Origin of the sequence: Paenibacillus sp. JNUCC32, from assembly GCF_014863545.1 — a bacterium.
GTDB classification, from domain to species: domain Bacteria; phylum Bacillota; class Bacilli; order Paenibacillales; family Paenibacillaceae; genus Paenibacillus_AQ; species Paenibacillus_AQ lautus_A.
The window spans coordinates 1862624-1876354 of the sequence record NZ_CP062260.1; the positions used below are offsets into that span (position 1 = coordinate 1862624).

General features: G+C 46.4%; 12 protein-coding genes. 10 read left to right on the plus strand and 2 right to left on the minus strand.

Features of this window, described 5'->3' with window-relative positions:
• Positions 1-36: 36 nt before the first annotated feature.
• Both JNUCC32_RS08555 and JNUCC32_RS08560 read right to left on the minus strand, forming a co-directional pair.
• On the minus strand, positions 37-1119 hold the full coding sequence (locus tag JNUCC32_RS08555) for a HAMP domain-containing sensor histidine kinase (protein WP_192571666.1): 1083 nt from the start codon (positions 1117-1119) through the stop codon (positions 37-39).
• The gene (locus tag JNUCC32_RS08560) at positions 1104-1778 is read right to left on the minus strand and encodes a response regulator transcription factor (protein ID WP_096773991.1); all 675 of its coding nucleotides are present in this window, start codon (positions 1776-1778) and stop codon (positions 1104-1106) included. The genes JNUCC32_RS08555 and JNUCC32_RS08560 overlap by 16 nt, the downstream gene beginning before the upstream one ends.
• A gap of 238 nt (positions 1779-2016) precedes the next feature.
• Here JNUCC32_RS08560 and JNUCC32_RS08565 point away from each other — a divergent pair, with 238 nt between their 5' ends.
• The 10 genes from JNUCC32_RS08565 to JNUCC32_RS08610 all read left to right on the plus strand — a co-directional run bounded on the left by JNUCC32_RS08565 (position 2017) and on the right by JNUCC32_RS08610 (position 13690).
• On the plus strand, positions 2017-2325 hold the full coding sequence (locus JNUCC32_RS08565; RefSeq protein WP_192571667.1) for a hypothetical protein: 309 nt from the start codon (positions 2017-2019) through the stop codon (positions 2323-2325).
• A gap of 594 nt (positions 2326-2919) precedes the next feature.
• On the plus strand, positions 2920-3372 hold the full coding sequence (locus JNUCC32_RS08570) for a MarR family winged helix-turn-helix transcriptional regulator (RefSeq protein WP_192571668.1): 453 nt from the start codon (positions 2920-2922) through the stop codon (positions 3370-3372).
• A 25-nt stretch (positions 3373-3397) separates the two neighbouring features.
• Complete coding sequence (locus tag JNUCC32_RS08575; protein ID WP_192571669.1) at positions 3398-3943, plus strand: spermidine/spermine N(1)-acetyltransferase; 546 nt, start codon at positions 3398-3400, stop codon at positions 3941-3943.
• Positions 3944-4283: 340 nt separating this feature from the next.
• Complete coding sequence (locus JNUCC32_RS08580; protein ID WP_096774578.1) at positions 4284-5150, plus strand: carbohydrate ABC transporter permease; 867 nt, start codon at positions 4284-4286, stop codon at positions 5148-5150.
• A gap of 18 nt (positions 5151-5168) precedes the next feature.
• Positions 5169-6047 carry a carbohydrate ABC transporter permease gene (locus JNUCC32_RS08585; protein ID WP_192571670.1) on the plus strand — a complete coding sequence of 293 codons (879 nt, stop codon included), beginning with the start codon at positions 5169-5171 and terminating at the stop codon, positions 6045-6047.
• Between the two features lie 36 nt (positions 6048-6083).
• Entirely contained in the window at positions 6084-7238 is a 1155-nt protein-coding gene (locus JNUCC32_RS08590; RefSeq protein ID WP_192571671.1) for an efflux RND transporter periplasmic adaptor subunit, read from the plus strand.
• Positions 7239-7282: 44 nt separating this feature from the next.
• The gene (locus JNUCC32_RS08595) at positions 7283-8623 is read left to right on the plus strand and encodes an ABC transporter substrate-binding protein (protein WP_192571672.1); all 1341 of its coding nucleotides are present in this window, start codon (positions 7283-7285) and stop codon (positions 8621-8623) included.
• A gap of 108 nt (positions 8624-8731) precedes the next feature.
• Positions 8732-11650, plus strand: a complete 2919-nt coding sequence (locus JNUCC32_RS08600) for a hypothetical protein (protein WP_192571673.1) — start codon at positions 8732-8734, stop codon at positions 11648-11650.
• A gap of 263 nt (positions 11651-11913) precedes the next feature.
• Positions 11914-12609: a response regulator transcription factor gene (locus tag JNUCC32_RS08605; protein WP_096773983.1), complete on the plus strand. Its 696-nt coding sequence runs from the start codon at positions 11914-11916 to the stop codon at positions 12607-12609.
• Positions 12602-13690: a HAMP domain-containing sensor histidine kinase gene (locus JNUCC32_RS08610; RefSeq protein WP_096773982.1), complete on the plus strand. Its 1089-nt coding sequence runs from the start codon at positions 12602-12604 to the stop codon at positions 13688-13690. Before JNUCC32_RS08605 ends, JNUCC32_RS08610 begins: the two co-directional genes overlap by 8 nt.
• Positions 13691-13731: the final 41 nt, after the last annotated feature.

Here is a 13731-nt window from a genome sequence, read left to right on the forward strand (position 1 = left end):
GGATATGCTATCGGATAATTTTCAACTATTTATCAACTACGATCCAAAACTTGCGGTTACGCACCCGCCGCCTTGAGGTCCGTTTTCGACCTGCAAGCTCCCGCCATGTATTTCGCAAAGCACCTTGCAAACATACAGTCCTAGCCCACGATGTTCGGTTGCATCCCACATATCCCCGCGGTAAAAAGGAAGAGCAGCCTTGTTTAGGGCTTCGTTCGAGAAACCGGGTCCGTCGTCCGTGACGGCAATATCCATAGAGGCTTCCCGAATGATAAAACGAGCGTTCACCTGACTGGTTGCGTAACGCGCCGCATTGGCTACCAGGTTCTCGAATACCTGCATGACGACATGGGCATCCAGGCTGATTTCAGAATCAGCGTTATCAATGGATGAGGCAAAGTTTATGCCGAATTGACTAGCTATTTGATTGGCACTGTCGTTCAACAAAGCCGTGAATGGGATGATATCCACGGGATCGCGATGCACCGGGGTATCCTCCAGTTTCTGAATCGAGCTCATGGCCTCCGCATAGTTCTCCAGGCGAACGATGTGAAGGTTCATGGTATGGATCAGGTCCAGAATCTTCTCTTCCGACAATTTCTTCTCGGGAACATAGGTGGCGAGAAACTCGGCGTACCCTTTCAGCACAGACAGCGGCGTCCTTAGATCATGGGCAAAAATTGCATTGAGCTGCTTGCGCTCCTCCACCGAACGCCAGAGTGCCTTTAAATTGATTTCCAATTGTGACCGCATGTTTTCAAATACGGCGATGAGCTCGCCCATCTCGTCCCGGCTGTCATAGGAGATGCTGAAGCCTAGATCGTTGGCCGAGATCTTCTTGGATGCTTGCATCAGAATCGTCAGCGGTCGTTTTAGCTTCCATCTGTAAAATAGAACGGCCATGGCGACAATTCCTGCGGCTACCGTCAACAGCACCGCCGCGACGAGGGAGGGCAGCAACCAATCGGCCTCTTCAAAACGCTCCCGCAGGATCTCCGCCCAGGCAAATTCCAAAGTGATCATGGCCAGTACAGCAAAAAGCGTAAGAATGCATAACAGGATGAACGATTGCAGCAAATTAAGTCTTTCTAGCAGCAGCCTATTTACGAGTTTAGCCATTTGTATCCTACTCCCCACACCGTCTCGATTCGATCGCTGCAGCCGTATTCCTTGAATTTGTTGCGAATTCGCCGAATATGCTCCGCGATGACGCTGCTATCGCCTTCTTCGTCCAGGCCCCAAATTTTCTCGTAAATGCGCTCCTTCTCGAATACCATGCCGGGATTCATGGACAGTAATTCGATAATGTCGAACTCTTTTTTGGCCAGAGGTATTCGTTTATCCTGGAAATAGAGCTCCCGGGCCGTATAATTAATGACCAAATCATGGTTAAACCTCACCGAGGCTTTGGTTAGGACTCGCTGTTCCCTGCGCAAATGCGCTTCTACTCTGGCGCCAAGCTCGCGAATACTGAAAGGTTTCAGGATATAGTCATCACCTCCTGCCCGAAAGCCGGCTATTTTATCGGCATCTTCGATTCGAGCGGTCAAAAATAAGATGGGGCACGAGACAAAGCCTCTAATTCTTTCGCATACTTCAAGGCCGTTCTCCTCAGGCATGTTGATATCGAGCAATACGAGATCGGGTCCTAGTTCCACTTTTCGCATAGCTTCCCGGCTGTCCTTGGCCGTCATGACAAAATATCCATTGATTTCAAAGTAATCGGTCAGCAGCTTTCGAAGATCCGCCTCATCGTCCACGATTAGTATCTTATGCATACATGCTTCATCTCCAGTTCCATATGTTTGATTTCAGCATATCAAAGAAATTTTCGCATACCAATCGGATTTTAATTGAACGGCATGGAAAGTCTAAGGCAGTGTAGACGAGGTTCACCAATCGTGGTATGAATAGTATTGGCTGAGTCGGTGGCGCTTCGACACCACCACCGTTAGAGAAGGGCTGGTTAACGAAAGTAATTGGAGATACAAGTTATTTTATTTTGGAGGATCAATAATGAATCAACGTTTTCGGATCACGAGATCCATGCAACCCGACGCTGGCGATCAGGAGATTTCATTGGAAGAATGCCAACAATATTTTTCAACCAAAGCTGATTTTATTTATCAGACGGAGCTCACTGTGAGAGGGGAAGAGAGCACCATGTCGGTAGAAGGCGATTTCTTTATGTGGAAACATGGGGAAGCCTTGATTCCATTCAGGCACTACATGGGAGAGCTGTATGTCGCCGTTTCCCATCAAGAGCTTGTGCCTCTCATGATCGAAATTGCAACTGATTTGCGGGCGGATATCGTAGAAGGGTAACCGAATGGATCCTGTAAGAGCTTCGTAAGATCATCCGTATTAGATATGTTAGGCTGTCGAGATAAGCAGCGAAATGAGAAGCGCCGATGAGCTTGGTTAGAGGATCTTACCGAGTCCATCGGCGCTTTTTTTTGCGAAGTCCATTTTAAATGGCGCAGGATGGTTTGGTGTAGGATGCCTGCGACTATCCGCGAATTATTGCCCCAATCCACAAAGTTGATGGCGGCCGTTAAAGCAAACGCAAGCGGGCATCGGCGATGCCCAAACGGATAGGGAAGGGCTGAAAGAGAGGGTTGATATTAACCATGTTGACCCTCTCTCATGAATAGTATTTGTTTTTCGGCCAGAAAGTTATGCCAGAACATGTAAAGTACGGAAACCCGATGATTTCTGACTGCCGGTCATTACAGGAGAATATAACCATATGATCGTTCCATTTGTTTGCCTTATCCTTGGTTGATGGTTATCCTGCAGGGCTTGGTGTTTGATCGGGACCTACGAGCGCTTATTTTATGTTGTAAATGCAACAAAAATAATGTACTATTCTCTTACTGCTTCATTTGAATAAATTCGAGAAGAGCGTGAGTTGCATATATGAAGGACGTACTACGTGAGATTGGTATGATCGCCAGGTCATTGGATTCGATAAGCAATATTGAGTTTAAGCAATACGACCTTACAAAAGGACAGTATTTGTACCTCGTGCGAATATGTGAACACCCAGGAATTATTCAAGAAAAATTATCTGAAATGATAAAGGTCGACCGAACAACAACGGCCCGGGCTATACAGAAGCTTGAGATGAATGGGTTTATTGATAAGAGAGAAGATCAATATAACAAAAAAATCAAAAAACTGTTTCCTACGGAGAAAGGGAGCCATGTGTATCCATTAATAAAAAGGGAGAACGATTATTCCAATTTGGTTGCACTATCCGGATTCTCTGCAAGCGAAGTAGAAGTCATGTTCGAGCTTCTCCAAAGAGTCCGACACAATGTGGAAAAAGACTGGGAGTTTGTTAAAAAGGGTAACAAGCGACACTATTGATGTATTCGAAGGAGGACGAAGCAAAGTGACCATAACTATAGAAAAGTGCACGATTAAAGATCTGGGCTTACTTCAAGAAATAAGCATTAAAACATTTAACGAGACTTTTAAGGATCAAAATTCGCCTGAAAATATGAAAGCCTACTTAGATAAAGCTTTCCATTTGAATCAATTGGAAAAAGAATTATCGAATATCTTTTCGGAATTCTATTTTATTTATGCTGGTAGGGAAATTGCAGGATATTTAAAAATTAACACCCAGCATGCTCAGTCTGAAGCAATGGGCGATGATTGCCTAGAGATCGAGCGGATCTATATCAAGCAAAGCTTTCATAAACAGGGGCTTGGCAAATATCTAATGAATCAAGCCGTAGAGATCGCGTTGGAACGCAATCTAAGGAAGATCTGGCTAGGGGTTTGGGAAAAAAATGAGAATGCCATTACCTTTTATAATAAAATGGGGTTTGTTCAGACGGGGACCCATACTTTCTATATGGGGGATGAAGAGCAAATCGATCTTATCATGACCCACACACTTTCGGAAATCAGGCGGCGAGCGCTTTTACAATGAATAGCAACAATATGGCCGTAGCGTTTCCATTTCTGACCACACGTAAGACCCACATTACAAAAAAACAGCGAGGACCGCTCGAAGTGAGTGGACTCGTTGTTTTTTTATTTTCACTCGTTATCTTCCGATTCCAAGGTTATCATCATCATTTTCGATTCAATATCTGATTGGCATAGTGAGAGCTAGGCTCACAATATTATACGAATATTTTAGATATTTTTAATACTTTCCCCCTTTTTTCTTAAGCAATCTTATCTAATCTGAATGCATGGGGATGCGCGACAGGAGTCAGCAGCATGGGAGACTTAAATTAACAGTGAAGGGATGGATCAAGATAATCATGAATAAATGGCTCCGCAAGGATGCTTCGGCGGCCATATTCTTTCTCGTGCCAAGCGGTATCGGATTTGCACTCTTTTACCTTATTCCATTTGCCATGGGTGTGTACTATTCCTTTATGAGCCAATCGGTAGACGGCCATTTTGCGGGTCTCGATAATTACGTGGAGCTGTTTGGGAGTGCTTCCTTCCGCAAGGCGGCATCCAACACGTTTTTCTTCAGCGCGGTCAGTGTTCCGCTTATGGTCATGCTGTCGCTCGGGTTAGCGATCCTGCTCCATAAAAATACATATTTTCAAAAATGGCTTCGGACTGCTTACGTTATGCCGCTTGTTGTGCCCGTCGCCTCCATTATCATGATCTGGCAGATGCTATTTGACTGGAACGGCTCCCTGAACGCATGGCTGAACAGCTTTGGATATGGACGCGTGGACTGGATGAAGACGGAATCGGCACGTTTGGTCGTGATCATGGTGTATCTATGGAAGAACATCGGTTACAACGTCATTTTATTCTTGGCCGGGCTGCAGCAAATTCCGAAGGATTACTACGAAACGGCCCGGATTGAAGGGGCTGGCCGCGTGAGGCAATTCCGAAGCGTTACGCTGGTCTATCTGACTTCTTCCATGTTCTTTGTTGTGATTATGTCCATTATCAACTCATTCAAAGTGTTCCGGGAAACGTATCTCATCGCAGGTGACTATCCCCACGACAGCATTTATATGATGCAGCACTATATGAATAATATGTTCATTTCACTCGACATTCAGAAGCTGACCGCAGCGGCATCCTTGATGTTTGCCTGTATTCTGCTAATCGTCCTGGTGCTGTTTGCTATTGAGCGCCGACATCGGCAGTACATGGAATAGGAGGTGGAGCGAAGCTTCGTGCGAATCGTCCATATATTGAAAAAAAGTGTATTAACATTCGTCTTGGGTGTTATCGCCCTGATCTTACTATCACCAATTGTGATTACATTCACAAATTCATTAATGACAGAACTGGAGATTCAGATCAATTACGGTCTCATCGGTCAAATGAATGAAGTTATTCCAGGTAAAGACGGCTCTTTTGCAAACCTGAAATTAATTCCCGACAAGGTGTCTTTTGCACAGTATGGGAAGGTGTTCATCGACAACCCGAAGTATCTGACGATGTTCTGGAACTCCGTGTTCATGGTGGTGCCGATCATTGTGGGTCAGACGATCGTGGCAGCACTGGCTGCTTATGCATTCTCCAAGTTGAAATTCCGCGGCCGGGATTCGATGTTTTTGGTATATGTCATGACGATGCTCATGCCGTTCCAAGTCACGCTGGTTCCCAACTATATTATGGTCGATAAGCTTGGCATGCTGAATAGTACGGGCGCCATCATTGTTCCCGGCATTTTCGCAGCTTTCGGCGTGTTCATGCTCAGACAGTTCATGCTGGACATTCCCTATGCCTATATTGAAGCTGCCAAAATAGACGGTGCCGGACATTTGCGGATTTTTATGACGATGATTGTCCCGATGATCAAGCCGGGGTTGGCCGCACTTGTGATCTTGCTGTTCGTTGATTATTGGAACATGGTGGAGCAGCCGCTTATTTTTTTGGATGACCCCTTCAAGCAGCCGCTGTCTGTCTTTCTATCCAGGATTAATGATACTGACCGGGGGATTGCCTTTGCTGCATCCATGCTCTATATGGCCCCGATGGTGATGTTATTTCTGTATGCGGAGTCGTATTTCATCGAGGGCATTCAATTGTCAGGTGTTAAGGGGTAACTTTTCAAGGCGGTTTTTAGGAGGAGAAGAAAGGATATGGAGCTTGGAAAAGGGTTAGCTGACCAAAGACGAAAGCGAATCCTTCAATTCGTGTTCATGGTTTTTATGGGAATGCTGCTGCTGTTTACCTTGTTCAGTAACACGCTGCAGTCGTTGACCTTGCCCAAGGTGACCACGGAACAGCCGAAACAGGGAGGCATTGCGCTATCGATCGAGGGAAGCGGAATACTTCAACCGATCGCCGAAGCTAAGCTATCCGGTTCAAACGACTGGAAGGTTCAGCAGATTCACGTAAAAGAAGGTGAACGTGTGAAGAAGGGACAGAAGCTTATCGCTTATGACAACGTAGCGGCAAGACAAGAAATCGAACTTGAGGTAACGAATCTGGAAAAGCAAAGAATTGAGCAGCAAAATCTTCAGGATCAGTTTGTTCAATCTTCTATTGAAGAGGATGAACTTAAGCTGCGAAGCGCAAAACGCGAAATTGAAAAAGGGAAACTTGATATTGCTGCGCAGGAACGCAAGATCAACGAGATGAAAGAACGACTGGCAAAAGATCAGATGCTTACCGCTCCCTTCGACGGTATTGTAACGAAGCTGAATGCGGTAGAAGGACTGGCATCTGCGGGCGAGCCGGATGTCATTGTCTCGAATAGCAGTCAAGGCTACAGGTTTGACGTTGGTGCTGATGCAAAACGCTTGTCCAGCATCGGGATATCCGTTGGTGAGCGGATCGAGGTAGAGGTGCAGACAGATGAAGAGCAGCAAGCCAGTGTCATTGAAGGCATCATTGAAGAAATCACCAATGCGGAGCCGATGATTGAGGGGGCAACCGAAGGAGCGGAGACGGTAACCGTCCCTCAAAAGAGGATTCGTATTAAACTCATCAACGCCAAGCTGAAGGGAGGTGAGCAGGCTCGGATTAACATCGAGAAAAACTCTCTCGATCAAGGGCTGCTTGTTTCTAATGAAGCTGTTCATCAGGACCGGGAAGGCATGTACGTTTTTGTAGTCGAGGAGCAGCCGGGTGCACTCGGTAATGTTTTTGTTGCCCGGAAAGTCAACATCAAGTTCAGCGAGCGGAATGACAAAGAAACGATGATCCAAACGGATAGCATCTATGAACAAGATAAAATCATTCTGAAAAGCAGCGAGCCTCTGCAGGATGGCAACCGGGTTCGCTTGGAATAGTGAGGCGGCATTGTAATCAGAACATATCAGGAGGAAATCATACGATGAAAAAATGGCTTTTACTTATTTCTATGGGGGCTTTAATCGCGAGTTTAACCGCTTGCGGCCCAGGAGAAGGCGGGAACGTAAATAAGCCCGCAACGAAAGAGGGGAAAACGTTGCTTACCCTGTCACTGACAGAGTCGAGTCCGTTCTATGAAACGCTCGAAAAAAAGTTCGAAGAAAAATACCCGGATATCGACCTGCAGATCCATGCATATAAAAGCATGGGTGAACTATGGGGACCTGGAGAATTCGAGAAGTATCGTACTGCAACGAATACAGCCATGTTATCGGGCAAAGGCATGGATATCATTGAAGTTGGCGGCTTGCCTGTTAAAGAATATGTGAGCAAAGGTTTCATGCTCAATATGAATGATTTGCTGGAGCAAGACCAGACGCTCCATAAAGACGATTTGCAAATGAATATTGTGGACGGTCTGAAACTGAATGACGGGGTGTATACCATCCCTTTGGGATACTCCCTGAGAGTATTGGTTGGTAATGGGGACATGCTGGGCAACGCTAATGTGGCGTTCGATGATAAAACCTGGGATTGGAAGGAGTTCGAGAAGGTTTCAAAGGAAGTTATCCAAAAGGCAAAGGAGAGCGGTACCGATGAGATTTATGCATTAGCGTCCTACCCGCCGGAATACCTCTTTCAGGAGATGCTATATGAAAACTACGCTGCATTTGTTGATACGACAGCCAAAAAGGCAACGTTCGATTCTCCGGAATTTGTGGATTTGCTTCAGCAAGCCATGAAAATGAATGATGACAAGATCATTACATCCGACGAGGCAAAGCCGGGCAATCAATTGTTCAGCTCTACCCCAATATTGTCGCCGCTTCAATTTATCGAAGGCCCTTATATGCTATTTGATCATCCCAAGATCATGCTGTTACCCCGAGCGGGAGAAACCGCGGGTCAAAAAGGCGCGAGGGTTTTTACATCATCCGGGTTCGCGATCCATGCCAAATCGCCAGCACAAGAAGAAGCTTGGAAGTTCATTTCCTTCCTATTGTCTGAAGAAGCACAATTACTGCAGGAAAGAGAAGGGTTCTCGATGCTTAAATCCGTGAATGAAAAGCTGATCAATGACCTCCAGGAAAAGGTGGGGAGCGGCGATTATACACTTCCGAACGGGCAGCCGGCCAAAGTATCTGACGAACAATTCAACGTGTTTAAACAAATTGTTCAGTCCGCGGATCAATACGTCGATCTGGACAGTAAAGTGATATCGATTGCCGGTGAAGAGTCTATGGCGTACTTCAGCGGACAGAAAACGGCAGAAGAAGTGGCGAAGCTGATCCAGAACCGGGTCACCACCTATTTAAACGAATAGGAGGATCATCCAGGAAACAGCCCACATTTGTGCGCTGCTCCCTATTTCACAGAAGAGAGACAACGGAGAATAGGCTTTTTGATTTTCTTTTTATACAGGAGGTACATTATGCACGGACCAAAAAAGACATGCGCGGTCATCATGCTTGGTGCGCTGATGTTAAGTCATGGGTTTGCCCTTGATGCGTATGGGGCATCCGCAACAGGCTACTCTGTTTCTAAATCAGCAGCTGCAGTCGCGTCCAGCATGGCATTAGATAAACTGGGCTCTGTTCCATTGAAGCAGAACGTCAGCGTGAAGCTGACGGGGATGGATATTTTAACTCAGCCAGACGGGAATATTTTGGTCTATACGCTTCGTTATCGTAACAGCAGCGGCAGTAGAGTAGATCTTATCGATTATTTTTCCAAAGTTTCTATGCCTAGTGGGGCAACGGGAAAAGGCAAGAACGTTACGAGTGACGCTATTAAACGAACGGTGCCGGCGAACAGCAGCCTCTCCGTGACGTATTATGTAAACGTTGGAAAATCAACTAAGGTCAACGGAGCCAAGGTTTCCCTGTACGGATGGAATTTTGACAGCGCGAACTATCAGAAAAAACTGGGGCAGATCACCGTTCCGGCCGATTACTCTTCGGTAGTTCCGACAGGAAAGAGCAAGAAGATCACGATGAATCATCTTCCGGTTACGGCCAAGGCGGATACCTTGCAGAGGTATACCATCAATGGAAAAGTATTTATAAAATTAGGACTCAGGCTCACGAATGGAGGGACAAAGGCATTAAGCGACCCCGGGTATAAGGCATATTTGAAGTCGGCCGGCGGCTCGGTATTTGAGCTCACCTCCGATTCAGCCAGCACCGGATACAAGCTGCAGCCTCAGGAGAGCAGCATCATCTTCTATTGGGCGGAGATCCCATCCACGATAAAGACGAACGGCATGACACTGCAGCTGGCGCAGGAGGACGAAGCATTGAAGATCAGTATTCCTGTGCAAACGTTCAAGCTTCCGGCGGCAGCGACGGATTTCGCCGTGGCCAAGGGCAAAAGCGCAAAGCTGATTATGAAACAACAGCCTGTTACGGTCAAGGCGGAAAGTGTGAAGCGAATGAAGCATAATGGAAAAGTGTATTTGAGAGTGGGGGTTCATTTTGCAAACGGAGGCAAGAAGGTGCTGAGTGATCCCGGATATACAGTACAACTGAAGTCGGCCGGCGGCTCGGTATTCGATCTTACGCCTGAGGATGTCACAGGGGGCAGCTTCAGGATCCAGCCAGGACAAAAACGAACGGTGTTTTATCTGGCAGAGGTTCCGTCCCAACTTAAAACAGACCAAATGACGATGCAATTCACGCAGAAAGACGAGGCTATGAACAAGCTGCTTCCGGTCAAAACCTTCAAACTTCCGGGTGTTACCGCTGATGTGCCTGCGGCGAATTATGCCATCCGAAACATATCGGTGAACCATCAAACGATAGAGACGCAGCTGAAACATGCTTCGGTATTTGCAGAGAACGATACCGGCAAATGGAACCTTCAATTCCGCGTTAAAAATCTCGGTGATAAATCCTTGAAGCTGCCGGCTTATGAGCTTTCCATCCTCACGGATGAAGGCTACAGCATCCCGGTGAATACGAAGGCGCTTGACCATGTAACGCTGAAGCCGCTGGAAGAGAAGCTTATCGACCTCAGTGCAGATGTGCCGTTGCACATGAAACAGAATCAATTGCAGCTGCAATTGACAGAGCCGGCTGTGGAGGGGAGGATCAGCTTCCCGGCTGCCCACTATAAAATTCCTTATGCCCCTGAGGGGAAAAGTCATCTGGGTGTAGAAAACATCGTCGAAAATGCTCATGGAACATTCGGCGTCAAACTAAGCTCATATCAGCGTGTGCCGCTGGGAGATGTGGATCAAATTGTAGCCCAAATCAGCATTCGCAATACCCAATCGACGACCGTATCGCTGCCTGAGTTTAAAGCTGCAGTTAAGGCAGGCATGCGCAATCTCAGCAATACGTCCCAAATGGTAGTGCCGAATGATCAAACAACTCTGGCGCCGAATGAAACCATGGAGCTGTATGTGCTTGCCAATGTACCGTATTCCTATTCATTCAATCAGCTCAGAGTCGATCTGCAGGAAACTTCAGGTGAGGATGTTCACAAATTTCTGTCGCTGAATACCCATTCGCTCAACAATGTCATGAAACAGGTGGCTGCCGGCGAATCTTATCTTATCCATACGACAGGCAAGAAAGCGGAAGTCCGGGAACGCTTGACGACCGTATACCAAGACAACGGCTCCAATCTAATATATACGGAACTGGTGATGACGAGTCAGGAAACACGCCAATCCAAACAGGCGCAGCTGGTTGCTTACTATAAAACACCGGACAACGAGTTTTTTGAGGCAAAGATTAGTCAATCATCCGAAAAGACAAGTGCCAATGGAAAGAATCTTGTGACCATTTGGAGCAAGCTTCCGCAGAATGTGAATGCTTCCCAGCTTGTTTTATTTGTCGGGGAAGGCGTAGCGAACGGAAAAATGACAAATTTAGGGGAAGAATCAACGGGATCTATCAATACGGTGGGTTTAGCGCTTAACCCTAAAGTTACGCATCCGGCAACGAATCTGCAAAATGTGGAATTGTTTCCGTACTTCCTCACCATCACGAGAGGAGAAGGTACGCTTAGCGCAGGGAAAGATATGCTCACTACCGTTATTCATTATAATCTCTCTAGGAATGGGGATTACGAGACAGGTCCTTATGACCATAAACTCATCATGGAGCTGATTGACCCAACCGGGCAGTCGACAGAGAAGACGTTAACACTCGGTACCGATTTGACCATCGGCAACAATCAATCCTACTCCATTAGCTTGAATAGCAACTTCAGTAAAATCGTGAGTGGAGGGGCGGTTCGAATCAATCTGTATGACGAGTTCCAAGGACGTAGAATGCTGCTAGGAAGTCAAAGCTATCCAATCATGTATGAAGAGAATCAGGCCAACAGGCCAGGTACCGATTAAAAGAATCACCAATACACTGGCAGTGAAGACAACACCCCTGAAGAATGAGGAGGTTCGGGGGTGTTTTTGATATACTTCTTTCCGTTTGGTTTGTCAATTTAATAACTCTTTAATTATTCTAAAAGAATTTTTAAGATTTTCCACGTAAGCTATAGTCGGAAGGTTCTTACAAGCATAATGGAGTGTTAACGAACCTCCTTCTTATTGTCCTAAATTTCAATCATGTTCCTACGTTAACGATATGCAAAGGATGGATACATACCATGAAGCGGATTACTATTCTCATTGCGGACGATGAGGCGGAAATAGCGGACCTGATCGAGCTGCACCTGATAAAAGAAGGTTATGATGTCCTGAAAGCGGCTGACGGGCAGGAGGCGGTGCAAGCCGTTCGAGCGCATTCCGTCGATTTAGCGATATTGGACATTATGATGCCGAAGCTGGACGGTTATGAAGTGATCCAGCACATTCGGGAACGCAATCATATGCCGATCATTTTTCTGAGCGCGAAAACGTCCGATCTTGATAAAATTGCCGGGCTGGTGAGAGGCGCAGACGACTATATGACCAAGCCCTTTAACCCGATGGAGTTGATCGCTCGCGTGAATGCGCACCTTCGCCGTTATATGCAGATGAACCAGCCGGCGACTTCCGGCAAACCCGCCCTGGAAGCAGGAGGAGTGGTCATATACCCCGATCAGCGAGTTGTTACCCTATACGGCGAAACGATCGAGCTGACGCCTAAGGAATTTGACATTCTGTACTTATTGGCCAGTTACCCGAAGAAGGTGTTTAGTACGGAAAATATCTTTCAACACGTATGGGGCGAGGCCTACTTTGAAACAAGCAATACGGTTATGGTCCATATTCGAACATTGCGAAAGAAGATGTGCGATGATACGAACAAAAATAAGCTGATCAAAACGGTTTGGGGGGTAGGCTATACGTTCAATGGCTAACTTGATACGAAGCTTCCGCTCCAAAATGATCGTGCTGTTCGGCTTCAGCATGATCATATCCGGCATCATCATGTACGCACTATATAAAATCCTGCAATATTATTACCGAACACAGGTCAAATTCGAGGATCCGCTGGCTTATGTCCGCTTGTTCATAAGAACGGTCGGGGATATTAATTTTTTTCTGATATTTTTTATCCCGTTGGCGGTTTTGTTTTTCTTCCTGCTTACGAAGCCTTATGTGGCATATTTTCGTGAAATTTCTGCGGGGATTCGTCATCTCGCCAGCGGCGATTTCGACAAGCGGGTTTCGGTTTCGTCCCGGGACGAGTTCGGTGATATCGCGGCGGATATTAATCTGACGGGAGAGATGCTGAAGCAAGCGGTGGCGAGAGGAGATTTTGCTGAGAGCAGCAAAGATCAGCTGATATTGAATTTGGCTCATGATTTGCGAACGCCGCTCACTTCCGTCATCGGTTATTTGGATTTCATTCTTAGGGACGAATTATTGACCAAAGAACAGGTACGGCATTACACGGGCATTGCTTTCGCGAAGTCTAAGCGCCTGGAGAGGCTGATAGACGAATTGTTCGAAATCACTAGAATGAATTACGGTATGCTGCCTGTCGATAAACAGCCGATCAATTTAAGCGAGCTGCTGACACAGTTAAGTGAAGAATTGCTTCCGGCTCTTGAGAAAAATAAACTGGAAGCTCGATTGCACGTTACGCCTAATCTGATCATTTCGGGAGATGGCGACTTGCTGGCACGCGTATTTGAAAATTTAATGACCAATGCGATACGGTACGGCAGCGACGGCCAGTTTGTAGATATCCGCGCTTTCCTTGAAGCAGACGAAACGGTGGTCCAGGTAATCAATTATGGGGATCGCATCCATCCGAACGAGCTGCCGCATCTATTCGACATGTTTTATACCGGCGATGCGTCCCGGGTTCATCGGGAGGGCAGCACAGGCCTCGGTTTATTTATATCGAAAAATATCATGATGCAGCATAATGGCACGATCACGGCCGACAGCAGCTTGCTTCGTACAGTTTTTGAAGTAAGGCTGCCGCGATGAATGCCAATATCTGAATAAATAACTGATATGACTGACTAAGG